Source organism: Hymenobacter monticola, from assembly GCF_022811645.1.
Taxonomy (GTDB): domain Bacteria; phylum Bacteroidota; class Bacteroidia; order Cytophagales; family Hymenobacteraceae; genus Hymenobacter; species Hymenobacter monticola.
In genome coordinates this window covers 1,996,661-2,016,398 of record NZ_CP094534.1, presented here as the reverse complement: position 1 = coordinate 2,016,398, position 19,738 = coordinate 1,996,661, and the positions used below count along the sequence as shown (strand labels likewise).

14 protein-coding genes and 1 tRNA gene are annotated in these 19,738 nt (G+C 56.4%); 9 read left to right on the top strand and 6 right to left on the bottom strand.

Annotation, left to right across the window (positions count from 1 at the left end; translation table 11 throughout):
* Positions 1 to 116: 116 nt before the first annotated feature.
* Positions 117 to 4,253: a metallophosphoesterase gene (locus tag MTP16_RS08420; protein ID WP_243518134.1), complete on the bottom strand. Its 4,137-nt coding sequence runs from the start codon at positions 4,251 to 4,253 to the stop codon at positions 117 to 119.
* 175 nt (positions 4,254 to 4,428) lie between these two features.
* Here MTP16_RS08420 and MTP16_RS08415 point away from each other — a divergent pair, with 175 nt between their 5' ends.
* Both MTP16_RS08415 and MTP16_RS08410 read left to right on the top strand, forming a co-directional pair.
* Positions 4,429 to 5,769, top strand: a complete 1,341-nt coding sequence (locus MTP16_RS08415) for a Pycsar system effector family protein (RefSeq protein WP_243518131.1) — start codon at positions 4,429 to 4,431, stop codon at positions 5,767 to 5,769.
* 444 nt (positions 5,770 to 6,213) lie between these two features.
* Positions 6,214 to 6,489 carry a hypothetical protein gene (locus MTP16_RS08410; RefSeq protein ID WP_243518129.1) on the top strand — a complete coding sequence of 92 codons (276 nt, stop codon included), beginning with the start codon at positions 6,214 to 6,216 and terminating at the stop codon, positions 6,487 to 6,489.
* A gap of 765 nt (positions 6,490 to 7,254) precedes the next feature.
* On the opposite strand, the gene MTP16_RS08405 is transcribed toward MTP16_RS08410, so the two are convergent.
* The gene (locus MTP16_RS08405; RefSeq protein WP_243518126.1) at positions 7,255 to 8,520 is read right to left on the bottom strand and encodes a hypothetical protein; all 1,266 of its coding nucleotides are present in this window, start codon (positions 8,518 to 8,520) and stop codon (positions 7,255 to 7,257) included.
* Positions 8,521 to 8,739: 219 nt separating this feature from the next.
* Complete coding sequence (locus tag MTP16_RS08400) at positions 8,740 to 10,173, bottom strand: site-specific integrase (RefSeq protein ID WP_243518123.1); 1,434 nt, start codon at positions 10,171 to 10,173, stop codon at positions 8,740 to 8,742.
* 125 nt (positions 10,174 to 10,298) lie between these two features.
* Between MTP16_RS08400 and MTP16_RS08395 the strand changes: the two genes are divergently transcribed.
* Positions 10,299 to 10,370 (top strand) — tRNA-Arg (locus MTP16_RS08395).
* A 42-nt stretch (positions 10,371 to 10,412) separates the two neighbouring features.
* Here MTP16_RS08395 and MTP16_RS26085 read toward each other — a convergent pair.
* The gene (locus MTP16_RS26085; protein ID WP_394804943.1) at positions 10,413 to 10,616 is read right to left on the bottom strand and encodes an HNH endonuclease; all 204 of its coding nucleotides are present in this window, start codon (positions 10,614 to 10,616) and stop codon (positions 10,413 to 10,415) included.
* 347 nt (positions 10,617 to 10,963) lie between these two features.
* Between MTP16_RS26085 and MTP16_RS08390 the strand changes: the two genes are divergently transcribed.
* Both MTP16_RS08390 and MTP16_RS08385 read left to right on the top strand, forming a co-directional pair.
* On the top strand, positions 10,964 to 13,309 hold the full coding sequence (locus MTP16_RS08390) for a GH92 family glycosyl hydrolase (protein ID WP_243518121.1): 2,346 nt from the start codon (positions 10,964 to 10,966) through the stop codon (positions 13,307 to 13,309).
* An 18-nt stretch (positions 13,310 to 13,327) separates the two neighbouring features.
* Positions 13,328 to 13,825, top strand: coding sequence for a hypothetical protein (locus MTP16_RS08385; protein ID WP_243518118.1), 498 nt, complete (start codon positions 13,328 to 13,330; stop codon positions 13,823 to 13,825).
* Between the two features lie 91 nt (positions 13,826 to 13,916).
* Here MTP16_RS08385 and MTP16_RS08380 read toward each other — a convergent pair whose 3' ends face one another.
* Both MTP16_RS08380 and MTP16_RS08375 read right to left on the bottom strand, forming a co-directional pair.
* Complete coding sequence (locus tag MTP16_RS08380; RefSeq protein ID WP_243518116.1) at positions 13,917 to 15,503, bottom strand: T9SS type B sorting domain-containing protein; 1,587 nt, start codon at positions 15,501 to 15,503, stop codon at positions 13,917 to 13,919.
* 366 nt (positions 15,504 to 15,869) lie between these two features.
* On the bottom strand, positions 15,870 to 16,292 hold the full coding sequence (locus tag MTP16_RS08375) for an SRPBCC family protein (protein ID WP_243518114.1): 423 nt from the start codon (positions 16,290 to 16,292) through the stop codon (positions 15,870 to 15,872).
* A gap of 102 nt (positions 16,293 to 16,394) precedes the next feature.
* Between MTP16_RS08375 and MTP16_RS08370 the strand changes: the two genes are divergently transcribed.
* The 4 genes from MTP16_RS08370 (at position 16,395) to MTP16_RS08355 (ending at position 19,738) form a co-directional block, all read left to right on the top strand.
* On the top strand, positions 16,395 to 16,847 hold the full coding sequence (locus tag MTP16_RS08370; RefSeq protein ID WP_243518112.1) for a DinB family protein: 453 nt from the start codon (positions 16,395 to 16,397) through the stop codon (positions 16,845 to 16,847).
* Positions 16,848 to 16,936: 89 nt separating this feature from the next.
* Entirely contained in the window at positions 16,937 to 17,818 is an 882-nt protein-coding gene (locus tag MTP16_RS08365) for a helix-turn-helix transcriptional regulator (RefSeq protein ID WP_243518110.1), read from the top strand.
* A 221-nt stretch (positions 17,819 to 18,039) separates the two neighbouring features.
* Positions 18,040 to 18,459 carry an ester cyclase gene (locus MTP16_RS08360; protein WP_243518108.1) on the top strand — a complete coding sequence of 140 codons (420 nt, stop codon included), beginning with the start codon at positions 18,040 to 18,042 and terminating at the stop codon, positions 18,457 to 18,459.
* Positions 18,460 to 18,685: 226 nt separating this feature from the next.
* The gene (locus tag MTP16_RS08355) at positions 18,686 to 19,738 is read left to right on the top strand and encodes a hypothetical protein (RefSeq protein ID WP_243518106.1); all 1,053 of its coding nucleotides are present in this window, start codon (positions 18,686 to 18,688) and stop codon (positions 19,736 to 19,738) included.

Sequence of the window (19,738 nt, the reverse complement as noted above, 5' to 3'; positions counted from 1 at the left end):
GAAAAACGAAAGGCCAAAATTTCGCACACCGGTTTATCAAAAAAAAGCGCCCATCGCCGGCGGCTGCAACGGGCAGCTACCGGCGATGGGCGCTTTTGCGGCGCACCGCTTCGGGGTTAGAACAGGAAGTCGAAACCCACGAAAACCAGCTTCTCCTCCCCTACCGAGTAAGTGGCGTTGATGACGGCTTGCTTGAGAATGTCGATGTAGATGCCACCGCCGAAGCCGCTGTGGAAGGCGTTGAGGCCCTTGTAGGTGCCGGTGTCGTTGTCGGAATACACGCGGCCCACGTCGGCCAGGCCCATGATGCCGAACTTGCCGGGGAAGAGGTAGGCGTTGAAGGAAAACAGCTCCAGGCGCGGCTCGAAGTTGGCGTACACGGCCGTGCGGCCGGCAAAGCGCGTGCGGCGGTAGCCGCGCAGGTTGGTGGTGCCGCCCAGGGTGTTGGCCTGGTAGAAGCGGTAGTCGCCGAAGTTGTGCTGGTAGCCGATGCGGCCGGCGTAAGTGAGGTGGAAGGGGAAGTTGGGCGTGAGGTAGGCCCGGAATTCGGTGCTGACGCGGCCGAAGCTCAGGCTCTCGCTGTTGAGCTGCCAGTTGTACTGGAACTCGTTGTACCAGCGCAGGCCGATGCGTGGGTTCTTGGCCGAGGAGCTGGCGTCGAGGTTGAGGTACATCAGCCCGCCGAGGTACTGGTTGGTCTGGAAATCGGAGGCGCGGATGCCAAAGCGGCGGTTCTCGTAGGTCAGGTCGCCGTTGCGGTTGGTCAGGCTGTCCTTGATAACCGAGCCGATGGGGTCTTGCTCGACACGGAACTGGTCGTACTGCGGGCCGATGCCGAACTTGAGGAAGGTAAACAGCTTGCGCTCAAAGGTGGGCGCGATGGTGAGGCGCTGGAAGCGCACGCGGTAGGCACCGTTCACCGAGCGCACCGTCACGCGCCCTCTGCGCTCGTCTTCACTGGCCAAATTGGCCGTGTTGTTGCCAATGCCGAAGAAGTTGTAGAGCAGCTGCGGGCCGTAGTACTGGGCCGCAATGTGCAGGTCGGTCTTCTTGAAAATGCGTGTAAACTGACCGGTGTAGCGAATGTTATAGGCCGAGCGGGCCGGCGCGAAGTTGGCAGCAATGGTCTGCTCCCAGGAGTAGGGCTCGCGGCGGAAGCCGTAGTGGCGGTACGTCACGCCGCCGCCCACCAGCACGCCGTCGTCGATGTTGTAGCCAAAGTACAGGGCCGGACCCACGTAGTCGAGGCGGTAGTCCTTGAGGTCGAAGCGGTGCGGGTAGTCGTAGCGGCTCACTTCGTAGCCGGGCTCGAGGCGCAGGCGGGCTTCGGAGCTGGCATTGATGACATTGCCGGTGTCAGCGTCGTAAATCTGGGTTTTGTGGAGCAGGCCGCCCACGCGGTCGGCCGTGCGGATGCTGTCGCGGCCCTTGCCGGCAATAATGCGCAGCTTCAGGCCGTCCTTCACGTCGCCACGCACGTCGTACACATCCTTGCCGTCGATGCCGTAGAGGCGCACCTCGTCAGTCACCTTATCATCAAAGGTGCGGTCGTAGAGCACCTTGGTCAGCTTGCCCTCTTTGTTGATTTTGCGCATCACCACGTGGGTTTTGTTGCCGGGCAGGCGCTCCACGGTGAACTTCTCGCGCTTTTTCGAGCCGCGCACTTCCACTATTTCGGCCAGCACGTCGGCGTAGTCGCCGGCCAGCTTGGGCAGCAGGTCGCGGCGGCTTTTCAGCTTGGCAATAATTTCCTTGCCGTGCAGGTCGAAAATCTGTTGGGGCCACTTCTCGCGGAAGGCTTTTTCAATCACCTCATCGGTGAGGTGGCTCTTCATGTACTCGGCCTGGGCTATCCACTGCTCGCGCGTCACGGCGCTCATGAACACCCGGTCGTTGCTCATGCCGGTCTGGTTCAGGCCGCGGAAGTCGGCGTAGTCGTAGCCGAAGTTCTGGAAGTTGCGCACCGCAAACTTGCGCGAAATCAGGTAGGGCAGCACGCCATCGCCCTTGAAAAAGGCAATGTCCCGGTCTTCGGGCACGGCCACGAAGCGGCGGTCGCCGTCCTTGTCCTTGCTTTCGCTCCAGCGCCACTGGTCCTCGTGCCGGTCCCAGTCGCCTATCCACATATCGAAGAGGCGCGAGCGGGCGAAGGCCACTTGGTCTACCTGGTTGTCGTTGTCGTCGATGAGGCGGGAGAGCATCTTGTCGGTGCTCACCAGGTTTTTGGCGAAGCCCAGGCTGGCCACGTTGTCCTGGCTGTCCTTGGCGTCTTCTTCCAGCGCGGCGGGCAGGTTGGCAAACTGGGCGTAGTACTGTCCCAGCAGCGGGTCCTGCGGGATGTAGACGGGCTCGGGGTTGGTGTGCAGAATGCCGGCCGCGGTGCCCAGCGGCGGCAGCACAAACGAGGCGTAGGGGTGCTGGGCCGAAATCTGGTCCTGCAGCACGGCCTTGGCCAGGCCGGTGCGCAGCTGCTCGGGCAGCACGGCGGCGGGGTCTTTGTCGATGCCGCGCAGGGTGTAGAGGTAGCCGGCCTCGTTGCGCACTTTCAGCGAAGCGGTTTGCTTGCCGCCGCCGGTTTTGTAAGGCATCAGGCCACCTTTGTCGTTGGCCAGGTCCAGGGTCCGGAACTTCACGGGCGTGGCCCACTCCTTGCGGTAGTGCTCGCCCAGCAGCCAGTTGTGGAAGCGGCCGTGCCGGTCGTATTCGGGCTTGATGGCCACGGTCACGCTGCTGTCGCGGTAGTCGGGCCGCCGGGTGGGGATGGGCGCTTTGGCAATGACTTCGGCCTCCTTTTCCTTCTTCTTCTCTTTGTCCTTTTCGTTTTCTTTGATTTCGTCCTTGGTCTGGGGCAATTCCTTGCCGCCGGCCACGCCGTTGGTGGTCGTCAGCGCGGTTTCCGACACGGGCTGCGCCGGGTTGGTGGCAATGGCGCCGGTGGTTTTGGCGTACATGGGCGTGCGGAACACGCGGCGGGCCGTGGTGCCGCTGCCCTGCGGAATGAAGTACTCGGTCCACACCTGGCCGTCGTCGTAGTAGTTCACCTGGGCCCAGCCCTTCTCTTTGTCCGAGAAAATGGCTCCGCCGCCGTCTCCGGGCTTCACGTGCTGGGTTTTGCAACCCGAGCCGCTCACGATGAAGTGCGAGCTGCCTTCCTTGTAGTACTGCAGGTTGTGCTCGTGCCCGGCGGCGTACACCACGTTGGGGTGGCGGCCGAAAATCTCCAGCAGATTCTTGCGGTAAGCCTGGTAGGCGGGGTGCGGAATATCCTGGTTGATGCCGCCGTACTTGCGCGCAAACGGGTAAATGGAGCCAATGACGGGCAGCGGAATGAAGGCGTATTTGAAGACAATGCTGAGCGGGAAGATGTGGTCGGCCAGCGTGAAATAGCCGCCGTGAATGCCGTCGCTGAACAACGGGTGGTGGGCAAACACCATGATGTGCTTGTCCTTGTTGCGGGTAATCACCTCTTCGAGCGCCGCGTACACGTCGTCCTCGTTTTCGGCGCCACAGCCGCCGTCGCGGCCCGAGGGGCGGTTGGCGGGCGCCGTCACAAACCACTGCGAGTTCAGGGCAATGAGCACCAGGTCGTCCTGCACGCGTACCTCGAAGGGGCCGGGGCAGCCGTCGCGGGGCACGAAGAAGTCGCCGGTGTAGCTGAACGCCGTCGAATCCTTCATCATGTAGTTTTCCACAAAAGCTTGCTCGCGGTTCACCTGCTCCAGGCCACCGGGGTTGCCCTGAATCCAGTCGTGGTTGCCGGGCGTCATGTACTTCTCGCCGGGGTAGCCGCGAAAGATGTCGAGCTGCGCGGTGAGGCGCTTTTCGGCCACCTTGCGGTCGTAGGCGCCCTCCTCGGGCATGCCGTAGTTGTAGATGTTGTCGCCCAGGAAAATGGTTGTGGAATTTTTACCGGCCTTCATAATCTGCTGGCGCAGGTAGTTGAGGCTGGGCTCGCCACCTTTCTCAGGCAGAATGGGGTTGCCCACGTCGCCGATGAGGAACACGCGGTAGCGGATACGGCTCGAATCGGGTGGGGTGTTGCGCTCCCAGTTCACACCGGTTTTGCGGTAGTTGGGGCGGCTATTGTGCGGGTTCTGGTCCGACTCACCGGGCGAGGGAATCTCCTTTTGGGTTTCCTTGGGCGGCTTGGGTTCCTTGACGGTCTTGGACTTAGCTGGCTGAGCCGGTTGAGCATATGCCCCCAACGGCAGGCAGCAGGCAAGCAGAAAAAGAAGGCGGCGAAATGAGGTCATGTAAGGGGGTACTGAAAGCGGAATAGCGGCGCGAAAGCCTGGGGCAGTCGCCTCCGGTAGGGCCCGTTACGCAAAGCGCCGCAGTGCGGTTAAGGCCGGGTTTCAACTTCCGGCCGCCGCTTCGCGTTGAAAGCCCGAAAGCCGGCTTACCGAACCGCCCGTCGCTTCCCTCCTTATGAAAGACATTGCCCCCGAAGCCGTCGAGGCCATCCCCACTCCGGCCGCCGCCGGCGCCTCCCCCGCCACCCTGGGCGCGCCCGCGCCACCCGCCGCCGCGACGCCCGCCGACGCCAAGCCGCCCAAAGCCAAGGCCTCGCCCCTGGTGAAAGAAGCCGAAGCCTTTATCACCGACCTTTTCGGCCGTGAGCTGCCGCCCAAACTCACCTACCACTCCCTTGGCCACACCGAAATGGTGGTGAAGGAAGCCCGCGCCCTGGCCCCGGCCGCGGACCTCAGCCCCGACGACACCGAGCTGCTGCTGCTGGCCGCCTGGTTTCACGATGCCGGCTACCTCGACGTGTACGACGGCCACGAGTTCCGCAGCATGGAGCGCGCCGGCGCCTGGCTGACTGAGCAAGGTGTGCCCGCCGGCCGCGTGCAGCAGGTGCAGGACATGATAAAGGCCACGCACCGCGACGAAAAGCCCGAAACCGAGCTGCAAAAGCTGTTGGTGGATGCCGATATGAGCAATCTGGCCCAGGACGACTTCCGCTCCCGCGCCGAGCTGCTGCGCACCGAGTGGGAGCTGGTACTGGGCAAAACCTACTCCAACCCTGAGTGGGCCGAGTTGCAGCTCAACTTCATGCTGGCCCACAAGTACCACTCCGATGCCGGCAAGGACCGTTACAAAAAGGCCTTCAAAGACAACATCGAAGACCAGCGCGACGAGCTCAAAAAGCGCGAGAAGAAAGAGAAGAAAAAGAACAAGGAAAAAACCGACACCTTTGCCGAGCCCAAGCGGGGCATTGAAACCATGTTCCGCACCATGTACTCGAACCACATGAAGCTGAGCGACATGGCCGACAAAAAGGCCAGCATGATGATACAACTCAACGCCGTGCTCATGTCGGTCATCATCACCTACCTGGGCGCCAAAATGGGCAAGGCCGGCGCCCTGGGCCCCATGATGAGCGGCAACCCGGTGCTGGGCATTCCCATCAGCATTCTGCTGGTAACGGCCCTGGGTTCGGTCATCACGGCTATTCTCTCGGCTCAGCCCGACGTAACAAGCTTTGCCTGGCTAAAGAAAAGCCCCGAAATCGCCACCAACCGCCGCGTTAACTTGCTGTTTTTCGGCCAGTTCACCAAGCTCAACCTCGACAATTTCCAGGGCGGCATGCGCGAGCTGATGCGCACGAAAGACATGCTTTACACCAATATGGTGACGGACATCTACTACCTCGGCGAGGTGCTCACCCGCAAGTACCGCCTGCTGCGCACGAGCTACACCATCTTCATGGTGGGGCTCATTCTGACGGCGCTGTCATTCGGCATCGCGCTGCTGTATAAGATGTAGGGCTCGGGCGTCTGTTCTTATCTTTGCGCTACGGCTGCGTAGTTCAACGGATAGAATAGGCGTTACTGTATACTGTCACTCTTTGATGCTTTGATTGTCAGTTGTTTAAGTGTGTTAACAAAGCAATGTTAACATATGCGTTAACGAGTGTAATTTTGGGTTCCGAACGTTAGCAAACGTCGTCAATATTCAAGATTGACAATACTCTGAGGGGTGTAGATGCTTCGCTTGGCTGACCGTATCCGACACGAGAACGGGACAAACTGAGTAAAACCGGGACAGAAACCGGGACAGAGCCACCGTAAAATATTGCATAATGCACGTGGGCGCGGTTTCTGCGCTCCCTCATGGGAGCGAAGGCGGTCTTTGGTTAACGGCGGCGGTTTTACAACGGCAATACACGACCTTGCTTCGTACCTTTCGTGTTCACCCAAACTCACACAAATGCCTTTCCTCAGATTCATTCATCAAGACCCGCCTATACTGATTAACATCGCCCATGTAGTTGGGATGCAGCCCACCGTTGGACAGCATGACACGCAAAACGGTATGGAAACGACGGTCAAAATCTTTACCTCACGTCCCGAACTTGACCAAACTTTCCTGTTCAGTTCGGAAGATGAAGCAAAGGAATTTATGCAGGATATAGCAGCATATGTCTTTGAACCCGACACGGACACCTTTGAAATACTTGCTGAAATAGTGGAGACAGACGAGTAGTCCGCTATACCACAACATTAAAGCCGTAACTATCAAGTGACGGTTTTTTTGTGCCCAATGGTTTCGGTCTTGCCTGTCTTCACTTCCATCTTGCTCGTTTTCGTTTCGCATGACTTCCAATCCACTTCCATTACACTTCATTTCGTTTCCGCGTTACCGTAGATATAAGGACTGATAAGTAAATCTTATCGGTCTTTGTTATTGTTCACAGTATTTGCTTGGTTGGGTGCCTGCTTTTTTCAAACATGCAGCCTTCCAAGAGGCAATTACTTGATATTTAACGAAGTACAAGGAAGTCAATCGTAATAGGCTATTCGTCACGCGTTTATTGTGTGCTTGCGGTGTTACGCTCTCTGTCCCTTGTATCACTTGTTGCGGCTCGTTACGCCCGCCGCTGCCTACCGGCGCGGGCTTACTCCATGCCATTCATTGAGTTTTACAATTATAGTTCAGTGACAGAGGCAGTTGAACACTTAAACCAATATTCAACATTATATAATCAGTTGACTATCAGAAGTATTTGCATCATATTGTTGTAATCTATTGATAATAAGACTGTTCACCAACCCTCTTAAAAACGCAGTTGATTGGTTGGTTTTCTGAGTTAATGACGTGGTATTGTCGCACGTTCCCACAAAAAGAAACCGACCGAAACCACCCGCACTGTGCCCCCGCAGCAGTACAAAAATGGAATCAGCCGGAATCGTATAAGTCGTTGTAAGCAAGATGATTTAAAGGCTTACAGTGAATTTTTGGCGTCGGTTGTTATAGTGCCAAATTCATGCGGTGCTGTATAGTGGTGTTGTCAAAGTATCCAACGGGCAAGTGAGCGGTCACCACGTCGCCGATGTTATACAGCTTGATAAGGTGTGCAAGGTGGGACTGCAAACGATACTCAGCAGCATAAGCAGCAGCAGCTTCCAATAGCACAGGGTTTGCCGTTCGCTTGAACAGGTCTATTTGGGTTTCAAGGCTCTGCTTTTGGATACGGAAGTTGTTCGTCATACTATCTTTATATTCAATCTTTTGCATAATGGTTTCTTTTTGGTATCTATTAAAATCAATGAAGGCAAAACGAGTGCAACGGCTGATGTGCCGGTTGTCTTTGTGCCTGAAATCCAAATTGGTAAAGAGTGCAAACAGTGACGAGAGGTAAGCCGGGTTGGTAAACTTGGTGTAGTCCAATGCTGTGCCGAGGAAGGCAGTAACAGGTTGATACGTTGACACTGCCATGTCTTCAAGTGTCTGACGCTTCATCAAGTGATTGCTGAGAGCTTCACCGTCTTCATTGACAAAGAGGCGTCTATAGTCCTTCAAAACATCGTTGCTGAGCTTCAATTCTATCCGGTAAACATCGGCACCGCCAAGACCGTTTGCGACGTGGTGAGCCGTGATATAGTGCTTGTCGGATTCGTCAGCTATCTCTTTGGTCTTGTTGTAAATGACTGTCTGCTTGGCTGATTTGGCTGAGCCGATATAAAGACCGTCTTCACGTTGCCCACCGGCTTGTCGGGTTCCTGCGGTCTTCACCTTGTCGGACAACTGCCGACCGTGATTCATTACAAAGGCGGGGCTGTCTTGAAGTTTATAAAACTGATTAACAGCGTTTTGATTCGTATCCAAGGCAATATGTACCTGCGCAAACGTGCTGATGGTAAGCTCAAAAGCTGCCATGAAATTGGTCAACGTCGGCACCCATTCCGTGTACAACGTGCTGTTATACAGATGGAACGGGATAAGATGCTGCTGATTGCCGAAAGGTGACTTGCGGTCAAGGTATAGGGTACCGAATGCGTTGCCGTTGACCTTGGCAGTGTACACCAAATGAAAATGTTGGTTTCGTTGCTCAACCCGTTCCAATGAGTATCCATCGGAATGGTATAAGGCTTCTGCGTTGTGCCGATTAACTGACAGTAAATCAGTTGGGTTATGAGACGTTAACACGAACGCATTTGGCGCAAGGTCTTTGGTTAAGTTTAAATGTAACGTATCAATGACGGGTACATAGTTTTTGATGGGTTGCGGGGGCATATCATAAGATTATTTTTATATGGCATGAATTTTTAACGTCCATGTCCTATAAGTATCTATCAGATTTTTCCCCTTTGTTTTTGGCTTCTACATTACCAAATTGTTAACATTATGATATACAGTAATAATGATTTTTCAGACAAAAAGAAACCCCTGACACCGTAGCGTCAAGGGTTGCCATTGATTCGGTTAATTCAGATTATCTACCGATACGGTCAGTTATTCCAACAATGTTAACCGCTTGGCAATGGCTTCATTAATCTTGCCGACGTGAGATTTTGAGAAAGAGCCGATATAACTCTCTGTCACTTTGAGGCTGCTGTGACCAAGTGCCCGGCTGATGTCATAAACATCGTATCCGTCCTTGTCTGTCAGCAGTAGGTTGGTGTAGGCGTGTCGGGCGGCATGACTTGTTATCTGAAACTCAATCTTTGCAAGAGCTTGAATTTCTTTCAAGTGTCTGTTGTATACAATCTTGGCGCTGTGCATTTTCTTATATTGGCTTTCTTCGATATTAATAGAGGTGACGTGGGTTGGGAAGTCAGATGTTTGCAGGAACGAAAACACGAACTCGTTGGCGTGTTTGGTTTTGGCTATGTCCAACATAGCAATACGCTGATTAATTCGCAGTGTATCAAGCGTTAACAAATAATTCTCCACTTCGGGAACGTTCTTAAAGTCTCGCATGTTAAGAGCGTTTTTGCCGATGAAGTCAGCATCATAGCTCAGCTTAATGGCATTGATAGCGGCGGTGTATTCGTGGGCAAGCTCTTTGGTAAGCTTCTGTAAGTACCGATGTTGCTTGAATACCGGCAATGTTTCTGCCTGTTTGACCAATAAGGCAACGAGAATGTCATTTAAATGGACATTCATTTCCTTGCCGGTCTTAAACATCGTGTAGTTAATACCGTCCGTCGTGATATCTGACCACCGCAGTAGCAATAGGTCAGATACGCGCATTCCCTGTGCCAACAATTGCACGATAAACGCCCGCTGTGCCCGTTGTAGGCGGTCGGGTAGGGTTACCATACGAAAAGCCTTTATATCACGCTCTGACAGCGTTTTCCGGTTCTTTTGGGCGTTGGTGTAGTCAATGGACACAAACGGGTTGACATCGTAGTTGTACTTACGCTCTTTGACTGCTGACTTAAGGAAACGGTTGAACACCTTCATGTAGTTGTTGGCTACGTTTCGTGTCACTTGCTTCAATAGGTACTGCTGCAATTGGCGTATCAATTCGGGGTTGACATCGGCAAAGGGCAAGCTTTGTTCGTTTCGTGACCGTAGAAACCCGCGCAGCTTGTTCAGGATAGTCGTGTACTTGTTGCGAGTGCCAAGGCTGCTGAGCGACGAAATGAAGCTTTCGCAGTAGCTCAGAAAGTCCCCCGTCGCATTGGCTACATCTTTGGTTTCGTTGCCCACCGCTGCGAGTTCAGCCAACTTGCGCGTGATAGTGGCGTTGTACTCGTCGGCATCGGCGTTGCTTGCACGTACTCGTTGCGTCCGCTCGTTCCAATCCGCTTCCGGTATCGTGATGGATAGGGATTTGTAGCTACGTGCCTTGCCTTTCGTGACACGTAGGCTTACCGTACCTTTGCTGTCAGATTTGCTGCGTTTCCAAAGAACGACATCGGAAGATAGTAAAGTTGCCATGTTTAACGATTTTGAGCTTGTTGGGGTGCCCACCAAAGTTAACATGTTAACGCTTACCCTTCATTCTGTTAACAATAGTTTAAGAATAAAACGTTGTAAGTTGTTGAAATACAGTAATTTATAATGGCTGCGTAGTTCAACGGATAGAATAGGCGTTTCCTAAACGCTTGATATGAGTTCGATTCTCGTCGCGGCTACATTGGTTGAAAACCCGCTTTGCAGTGCGCAGAGCGGGTTTTTCATTGCTCATGCCCCATGCTTCCAACCTCTGCAGAGGTCAGAACAGTGACAGATAACAGGCCGTGGTCAAACTCCCAGTGATGGTTGGGGCACAGCGCCACGAGGTTGTTCAGTCTGTTCACATCGGCGACAAAGTCAGTAGGCATAAACTCGTTTATGGGCTTAATGTGGCAAACCTCGTAGTGAGTGTCGTAGCCACACACCGCACATGCTTTGGGGCGGCTTGATTTGCGGTAGGCTACCCGCGCTAAGCTGCGAATTTGAGCCGCGTACTGCTGCAATGCCTTTGCCTTGAGTTGCTGTAGAGGCACCTGTTGCCAATCAACGAAGCTGGGATTACAACTGTCGCAGGTGGTGCGGCGGGTTTACAGTGCCGCGCCACAATGCTTACAACTGCGGGCGATGGGCCGACGGCTGGGAAATAGATGTCCATTTACGCGGTTGGCGCACGAGCGGGAGCAGTACTTCGCGTTGGCCGTGCTATTGCCACAGTGCAGGCAGTTATTCATGCCTGAAATTACCGGATATTGCTCTCCCATCCGCGCCCTGCATGAAGAAGCCGAAGAAACTCCTGCCCCTGTTGCTCCTCGCCGCAACTTCTAACGCCCAAAAGGCTCCCGCCACCCCCGAAAACCTCGTCCAGTATGCCCATCCCATGGTGGGTACGCAGAAGATGGGTCATACCTACCCCGGCGCCACCGTGCCCTTTGGCATGGTGCAGCTCTCGCCCGATACCGATACGCTCAGCTACGAGCAGAACGGCAAGTACAACCCCGACATCTACAAGTACTGCGCGGGCTACAACTACGACGATAAAACCATCGTCGGCTTCAGCCACACGCACTTCAGCGGCACGGGGCACTCCGATTTGGGTGACTTCCTCATTATGCCCACGACCGGCCCGCTGCAGCTCAACCCCGGCACCGCCGACCGGCCCCAGAGCGGCTACCGCTCCGGCTTCTCCCACCAGAACGAGGTGGCCGAGCCGGCTTACTACAAGGTGAAGCTAGACGACCACAACATCCTGGCTGAGCTTACGGCCACCACCCGCGTGGGCTTCCACCAGTACACGTTTCCGGGCACCGAGCCGGCGCACATCATCCTCGATATGATGGCCGGCATCTATAACTACCCCGACAAGAACGTGTGGAGCTACGTGCGCATCGAAAACGACTCGCTCGTGACCGGCTACCGCCAAACTACCGGCTGGGGCCGCACCCGCACCGAGTACTTCGCCATGCAGTTCTCGAAGCCCTTCAAAAGCTACGGCGCCCGCAAGTACGACGCCAAGGAAACCTACCGCGGCTTCTGGGGCCGCTTCGACCAAAGCAGGAACTGGCCCGAGCAGGCCGGCCGCCAGCTGCGCCTCTACTTCGATTTCAACACCGTGGCGGGCGAAAAAATCAAGGTCAAGTTTGCCCTCTCACCCGTGAGCATGGCTAAGGCCGTCTACAACCTTAATAATGAAATCTGGGGCTGGAATTTTGACCAAATACGTCGCGAGTCGCAAGAGCTATGGCAGGAAGAATTGAGCCGCATCACCATCCAAACGCCTAATCGGACCGATAAAGAGAATTTCTACACGGCTCTTTATCATTCCTTTCTGGGCCCTACTGTTTACGAGGATGTAGATGGCGAATACCAGGGTGTCGACCAGAACACGCACCGCCCTACGCCCAATGCGCCCTTATCAAAAATAAAAAAAGAGAAGAGTGTAAACTACACCACCTTCTCGCTCTGGGACACCTTCCGGGCCCTGCACCCGCTCTTCAACCTCATCCAGCCCAAGCGCAACGCCGACATGGTGCAGTCCATGCTGGCCCACTACGACCAGAGCCCCGAGCACATGCTGCCCGTGTGGAGCCACCACGCCAACGAAAACTGGTGCATGAGCGGCTACCACAGCGTATCCGTCGTGGCCGATGCCGTCCTCAACGGCGCCGTGCCGCCCGCCCTGGCCGAGCGCGCCCTGGCCGCCTGCGTGGCCACCGCCCGCCACCGCTGGTACGACGGCCTGGGCGAGTACCTCGACCTGGGCTACGTGCCCAACGAGCGCAGCGGCACTTCCGTCTCCAACACCCTCGAATTTGCCTACGACGACTGGTGTATTGCCCAACTGGCCCGCAAGCTCGGCCACGCCGACCTGGAAAAGGAGTTCAGCAAGCGGGCTGGCTTCTGGGAAAATGTGTTCGATGCGCGCCACAACTTCATGCGCCCGCGCCTGGCCAACGGCAATTTCCGCGAGAAATTCGACGTGCTCAGCACCAACGGCCAGGGCTTCATCGAGGGCAACTCCTGGAACTACAGCCTCGCCGTGCCCCACGACCCCAAGGCCCTCATCGCCCTCATGGGCGGCAACCGCGTCTTCGTACCCCACCTCGATTCGCTCTTCACCATGCACCTGCCCGACTCGTTCTTCGCCGAAACCGAGGACATCACCCGCGAGGGCATCATCGGGGGCTACGTGCACGGCAACGAGCCCGCCCACCACGCCGCCTACCTCTACAACTATACCGACCAGCCCTGGAAAACCCAGGCCCAGGTCCGCAACATCCTCGCCCGCCAGTACCACCCCACCCCCGACGGCCTCGGCGGCAACGACGACTGCGGCCAGATGAGCGCCTGGTACCTCTTCTCGGCCCTCGGCTTCTACCCCGTCGCCCCCGGTTCGGGTCAGTACGCCCTCGGCAGCCCCCTCGTGCACGGGGCCGTGCTGCACCTCGAAAACGGCCAGTCCTTCACCATCCAGGTCAAAAACCAAAGCGCCAAAAACGTTTACGTGCAATCGGTCACCCTCAACGGGCAAAAGCTCACGCAGCCATTTCTGGCGCAGCAGGACGTGGCGAAAGGCGGCACGTTGGTGTTTACGATGGGGGCAAAAGCGCTGAGAAAATAAGTTCTGAGCTTTTACGATATGATTAACAAACTGCTTTTGACCGCATTCCTGGCAACAACAACATTGCTACTGTTGGATGAGCTGACACCGTTGGAACTAAACAGCTTACAGTTGAGTGCCTGGTTTTGCGTTGCTGTTGCCGCTTGTGGTATCACCTATTTTGGCCGCGCTTTTCTTCGTTGGAGCAATAGAAAATCAGTTGTCGCTTTTGTGGCATTAGCTACAATAAGCACGCTCCTACGCTACGGCCTAGTTTGGGGCGGCGACTGGGCGACGGATACTATTATGTATCAAAACCGTCAATCTGCGAACAGAACCATCGAGTCTCAACTGCAAAATCCTGGCCCAGGCAGTTACAATAGACGCATTATTGACAAGTTCAAATTGATGCCGGGCATCAGCTGGGTAAAAGTGCTTGGCAAATACCCATTAGATATTTCGAAAAGCACCATTGATGCTTCAGATTGGAAGCAGGTCGATATTGAAGTAAATGAGCTTGGTTTAAAATACCCTTGATGTCTTACTGTAAGCAGTTGACGCGGCCGTTTCTGGCGCAGCAGGGGTTGCTGGGGCGGCTTGCAATAGGGTATGGCTAGCTCAAAGCAGCTTATCGCCTGACCTCAAGCCAGCCCTTTCTCATTTGGCCGGTGGTATTTGCCAAAACGTAGTAATAAAGGCCCGCTCCCATCCCCTCGGCTTGCCAGTCCTGCTGGTAATTCGGCGTGTCAAAAACCTGCATTCCCCAGCGGTTGTACACCGAAAGACGCCACGTGCCTGCTGCCAATCCCAGAGTTTTAAACTGGTCATTTTGGCCATCGCCGTTGGGCGTGATGATGTTGGGAATACGCACCTCAGCCGTTGGCGTCCCCATTCCAGCGCCTGGGGCACCCGTTTCACCACCGGAAGAAGTGACAGGCAAGTTGCTTTTTAGCTTTGCAATCAAGCTTTCTAAGTGACCAGAAGAAGGCCCTCCGGAAACGGTCATTGTGAGACTTCCCAGCCGCGCAGCATTCCACACATCAGCAATGACGTACACGTCGCCATTTCGGTTCGCAGCCAGGCCCCAGGGCGCTAGGTCGCCAGCGCCCTGTTGCGTAATGGCCCACAGGGCTTGGCCTTGCGGGTCATATTTCACCAAGGCCAAGTTGTTGTATTGCGACGCGACGCCGTTGAGAGTGACGTTGCTGAAGGCTGCCAATCCACTGTAGAAAGTGCCCAGCAAATACGCATTCCCCACTTCATCCACCGCTATGCCCACTCCCCTATCGAGTCGTGCGCTGCCCTCCTGGTGCCCCCAAACCACTTGCCCTCGCGCATCATATTTCACTACATAGGTGTCCCAATTCCCATGGGCCGCTAGCACCAAGCTGCCAAAAACCATTCCCCCCGACATGGTATACCCAGTAATGAAAGCATTGCCGGCGCTATCCACCGCTAGCCCTGCATTGTAAGAGGTTTCACCGGGTGAATACCCTGTGCGAACCCAATCGAGAGTGCCAGCGGTGGTGTAGCGAGCCAGAAAAACGGCCTTATTGGCTATCCCTGTATTTAACAACCCTGCATTCGACAAAGGCGAGCTTCCCGAAGCCCCGACGTCAATGCTTGCGCCATACACATAACTACTATGCAAATAGACTTCATGGTAAGGCCCCACCCTAACATGCACTCCCCCACCCCCGCCATAATTTATTAATCCCCCGTTACGCACTCCGCGGGTCCATAGCATGTTTCCCTGCTCATCAATTTTTGAAACGGCAGCTATCGGGCTGCCCAATGCGTCTGTATGGGCCACGTATAACGAGCCATCCGTATCGGTTGCTACACCTCCCGGCGTGCCCGCGTCGTACGATTTGGCCCATAATACAGTGCCTTGTGAGGAGTACTTTGCCAAAAACATTCGCACTCTTCCGTCATTGACAGGGATGATTTCTATATTATCCAACAAGGTGCGTCCTTTGCAGTCGCCCACTACGTACGCATTGCCTTGGGAGTCCACAGCAATGCCCCAAGGGGTATTCGTTGGCCCAAACTGAACGGGATTCGGCACTGTTGCTCCTATCTGCCGCACCCATAAACACGTGCCGCGGGAATCGTATTTCGCCACAAATGCGTCGCTCCATCCCCGATTAGTTAGCGTAGCTATTCCAAAAACGGCTTGTCCACCGAATGTGCCTGCAACATAAGAGTTGCCCACGGCATCAATAGCTATATTGCGGCTCCTAATACCATCACCTCGAAGTGGCGTGAGCCAGTCCCAGGTGGGAGCCGGTTGCCCAGCGGCCGTTAGGCCCACAAGCATCAGTACCAGCAAAGAGGCCGCCTTCTGGCACAACTGCATAAAAAAACACATAGGGAAGCCGAATACTGGAATGAGCAGTTAGGCAGTAGCTCAAATTTCATGCCTCGCCCGCTCCCCAACCGGAAGCGGGCGGCTTCATTTCCAACCCGGCCGAAACTTAGGCCGCGGCCGGTTTCTCCTTGCCGCTCCCGCCGCCGGAGTTGAGAACCTTGCGGGCCTGGATATGGCCGTCGTACAACCAGTAGCTCCGTTTCCACAGCGTCAGCCATTCCTTTCCAGGTAATCCTTCAGGTTGCTGCCCAGAATCTGGGCCCAGCCGTCCTCGAACCTCCGCCGCGCAAAGTGCGGGTCCTGCGGGAAGCTTTCCAGGCCGGTGTGCGTGAGCGTGAGCGTGGTTTTGTCGCCTTGCTCGGCTAAGGCAAAGGTAACTTCTGAACTGCCGGGGTAATTCTTATAAGCCCAGGTGTGCGCCAGTTTTCGCCCGGCTACCGCGTCCGTTACTACCCAGGCTTTACCGTAGGGTGAGCCATCATCGGCAAACTCAAACCGGAACCCAACCACCGGCTCAAAGCGCTGCACTTGCGGAAAATACCACTGCTGTAGCTGCTTAGTATCAGTCAGGGCCTGCCAAACTTTTTCAATCGGAGCCTCATACACGTGCTCAGTCACCAAGGGAATGCTCATTACCGGTTTGTCAAGGTTGTCGAATTCATTGCTTTATAAAGCAATTCCTAAACAGCTTTCCGCGCCCAACAGTTGAATGGCCCTAACCCCTCCGCGCCCGCTATGCTCATCGCCACCCTCCAAACCCTCTTCGCCCGCGACCTGAACAAGCTAAAACAGGAAATCGAAGCGTATCACCGCGAAGAAACCCTGTGGCGCACGGCGCCGGGCATCAGCAACCCGGCCGGCAACCTCTGCCTGCACCTAGTGGGCAACCTCAACACCTACATCGGGGCCGAGTTGGGCCACACCGGCTACGTGCGGCACCGCGACCTGGAGTTTTCCCTGCGCGACGTTCCCCGGGCCGAGCTGCTCCAGAAGCTAGCCGAAACCATCGGCGTGGTCGATTCCGTGCTGGCGCGCCTGTCCGATGCCCAGCTGGAGGCTGAATACCCCATCCAGGTACTGGAAGCCAAAACCTCTACCGGCTATTTCCTGGTGCACCTAGCCACCCACCTGGCCTACCACCTCGGCCAGATTAATTACCACCGCCGGCTACTGGACGCGGCCGACTGAAACCATAGTTTGCTGGCAGCAGGCAGCGTCTCAAATTTCCGTTTGGCACCACCGGCCGGCTCCGCGTTTGCGGTACTTTTAGCGCCCGTATGACCACCTACACCATCCCCCACGACCTGCTGCCGGCGGGCAGCCCCGCCCCCACCGGCGTCCTCATCCGCAGCTACGTGTCGCGGCAGCCCACCGTCAAGAACAAGATTGTGCTGAGCTGGAACATGCTCAACCTGCTCATCGACGGCCGCAAAACCATCATCCAGGCCGCCGACACCGTCACGGTGTATCAGGATGAAATCCTGCTCATGGCCGCCGGCAACATCCTCACCAGCGAGCTGCTCTCCGACCAGGGCCAGTTTCGCAGCATCCTGCTCTACTTCAGCAACCAGGTGCTCGACGACTTCTACCTGCGCCACGCCGCCCGCCTGCCGCGCCCCGGGGCTTCCGGCGCGCCCCTGGTCACCTTCGGCAAAGACGACTTCATCCGCAACTACCTCGAATCGCTGCGCCTGCTGCTGGCCGCTCCCACGCCCCTCAGCCCCGAAATCAGCCAGCTTAAGCTCGAAGAACTGCTGCTCTACCTGCTGCACACCACCCCCGAGGGCCTGCACACCTTCCTGCGTCACCCGCGCACCCGCCCGCCTGAGCTCACCCTGCGCCAGGTAGTCGAAACTCACCTCACCCGGCCCATTACCGTGGAGGAGCTGGCCTTCCTCTGCCACATGAGCGTGTCCACGTTTCAGCGCCGGTTTGCCGCCCTCTACGGCCAACCGCCCCAAAAATGGCTGTTGCAGCAGCGCATGCAGCGCGCCGCCGCCCTGCTGCACCAACAGCACCAGTCCCCCAGCGACGTCTACCAGCAAGTGGGCTACGAAAGCCACTCCAGCTTCTCCGAAGCTTTCAAAAAAACCTTCGGCGTCTCGCCCCGGGAGTTCAAGCAGCAAGGGCTGGTGGCTTTTTCACCTCTGTCATCCTGAGCGCAGCGAAGGACCTTACCACGTCTGTGCCTAATGAACAACTGCAGTTCGTTCCGGCGTGATAAGGTCCTTCGCTACGCTCAGGATGACAGATAACCAAATAGACCGTCCTATTACATTGACCGCCCCGCCACACCTTTTGACCGAAACGCCCTAACCCGCCCCTTCCCCCACCGCCCAATTTTGCAGCATTCTTTTTCACCCCTAAAAAAGCTGCTGCCATGAGCATCACCCCCGAAGAAAACAAAGCCATTATCCGCCGCTTCAACCACGAAGGCATCGCCCAGGGCAACGTCGCCACCCTGAACGAGCTGCTGGCCCCCGACTTCCTCAACCACAGCGCCCCCGCCGGCATGGACGCCGGCCCCGGCGGCATGCACTACTTCTTCCTGCACATTCTGCAGCCCGCCTTGAGCAACCTGCAAGTCGAAATCCACGACCAGGTGGCCGAGGGCGACAAAGTGACTACCCGCAAAGCCATAAAAGGCCTGCACACCGGCGAGCTGCTGGGCCTGGCTCCCACCCAACAGCCCGTCAGCATCGACGTCATCGACATCTACCAGTTGCGCGAAGGCAAGCTCATCGGCCACTGGGGCCTCACCACCCTTGCCGATGTGATGTCCCAACTGGCCGCCCACTAGCCCCGCCTACTCCCTCAACCGCCGCCCGCCTCCCACCCGAGGCGGGCGGCTCTGTTCTCAACCTGATTTAGCATTAAAAGAACTTTTTCTTGCAGTACCTTTGGCACCTTAGCAACAGAATGCCCTGGTAGCTTAGAATTGCTGCGACTAGCGCTGCGCTTTCTTACAAATGGGAAGGCGGCCAGTTCGCCCCCTCCAAGTTCCGACTTCTTTGAAAGCGCCGCGTATGAAAATAAACCGCTACTCTCTACCCTTATTTCTACTGCTGGGACTGCTGCTGGGAGCCGTGCCGTGCGCCCAGGCCCAACGCACCCAAGTCCGGGGCTTTGTGGATGCGCTGGCCTATTACCAGAACGGCAAAGTCAATTTTGGTCTCGGCGAGCAGGACTTGTTCATCACCTCCGCGATAACCGAGCGCCTGTCGTTTCTGGGCGAAACCGTGGCCAAGTTCTCGCCCGACTCGCCCACCGATTTCAACGTCAGCATCGAGCGCGTCATTCTCAAGTATAACTACGCTGGCAACCACAGCGCGCTGCTGGGCAAGCACCACACGCCCATCAACTACTGGAACGACACCTACCACCACGGCCGGGTGTTCTTCCCCACCATCGACCGGCCGCTGCTCTTTGCCGCGGGCATTATCCCGCTCCACACCACCGGCGTGAGCCTGCAGGGCCAGAACCTGGGCGCCCTGCGCTTCGGCTACGACGCCATGGTGGGCAACGGCATCGGCTCGGGCGACGTGGCCGACAACAACCCCGTGAAGTCGCTCACGCTGGCCGTGCACGTGAAGCCCCGCGACGGCATGCGCCTGGGCGCCTCGTACTACCACGACGCCATCTCGAAGGGCAGCACCGCCCACAACCACGGCGGCAACGGCCTGACGCCGGTGGCCCTCACCCGCGTCAACCAGGATATTCTCACGGGCTCCATCGCCTACAACGACTCCGTTTTCTCCAAAAAATTTGAGCTGCTGGCCGAAACCAGCATGGTGAATAACCGCTCCGACAGCCTGGGCACGCAGCGGGCCATGGCCACCTACGCCTACGTGGGCCTGCGCGTCACCGACAAAATCATTCCCTACGTGCGCGTCGACGACATCCGGTACACCAACAACCGCGAGGTGTACTTCATGGACAACAAAACCCAGTCCTTCGTGGGGGGCCTGCGCTACGAAATGAGCTACCTGGCCGTGCTGAAGCTGGAGTACCAGCGCACCAAAAGCCACATGTACCCGACCGCCGACAAGGTGACCTTTCAAATTGCCGTTGGCTTTTAA

Bases quoted from the DNA above. Each gene is read 5' to 3' on its own strand.
- MTP16_RS08385 (WP_243518118.1), top strand. From the start codon at position 13,328: ATGATTAACAAACTGCTTTTGACCGCATTCCTGGCAACAACAACATTG.
- MTP16_RS08355 (WP_243518106.1), top strand. From the start codon at position 18,686: ATGAAAATAAACCGCTACTCTCTACCCTTATTTCTACTGCTGGGACTG.
- MTP16_RS08410 (WP_243518129.1), top strand. From the start codon at position 6,214: ATGCCTTTCCTCAGATTCATTCATCAAGACCCGCCTATACTGATTAAC.
- MTP16_RS08405 (WP_243518126.1), bottom strand. From the start codon at position 8,520: ATGCCCCCGCAACCCATCAAAAACTATGTACCCGTCATTGATACGTTA.
- MTP16_RS08365 (WP_243518110.1), top strand. From the start codon at position 16,937: ATGACCACCTACACCATCCCCCACGACCTGCTGCCGGCGGGCAGCCCC.
- MTP16_RS08420 (WP_243518134.1), bottom strand. From the start codon at position 4,253: ATGACCTCATTTCGCCGCCTTCTTTTTCTGCTTGCCTGCTGCCTGCCG.
- MTP16_RS08375 (WP_243518114.1), bottom strand. From the start codon at position 16,292: ATGAGCATTCCCTTGGTGACTGAGCACGTGTATGAGGCTCCGATTGAA.
- MTP16_RS08400 (WP_243518123.1), bottom strand. From the start codon at position 10,173: ATGGCAACTTTACTATCTTCCGATGTCGTTCTTTGGAAACGCAGCAAA.
- MTP16_RS08370 (WP_243518112.1), top strand. From the start codon at position 16,395: ATGCTCATCGCCACCCTCCAAACCCTCTTCGCCCGCGACCTGAACAAG.
- MTP16_RS08390 (WP_243518121.1), top strand. From the start codon at position 10,964: ATGAAGAAGCCGAAGAAACTCCTGCCCCTGTTGCTCCTCGCCGCAACT.
- MTP16_RS08360 (WP_243518108.1), top strand. From the start codon at position 18,040: ATGAGCATCACCCCCGAAGAAAACAAAGCCATTATCCGCCGCTTCAAC.
- MTP16_RS08415 (WP_243518131.1), top strand. From the start codon at position 4,429: ATGAAAGACATTGCCCCCGAAGCCGTCGAGGCCATCCCCACTCCGGCC.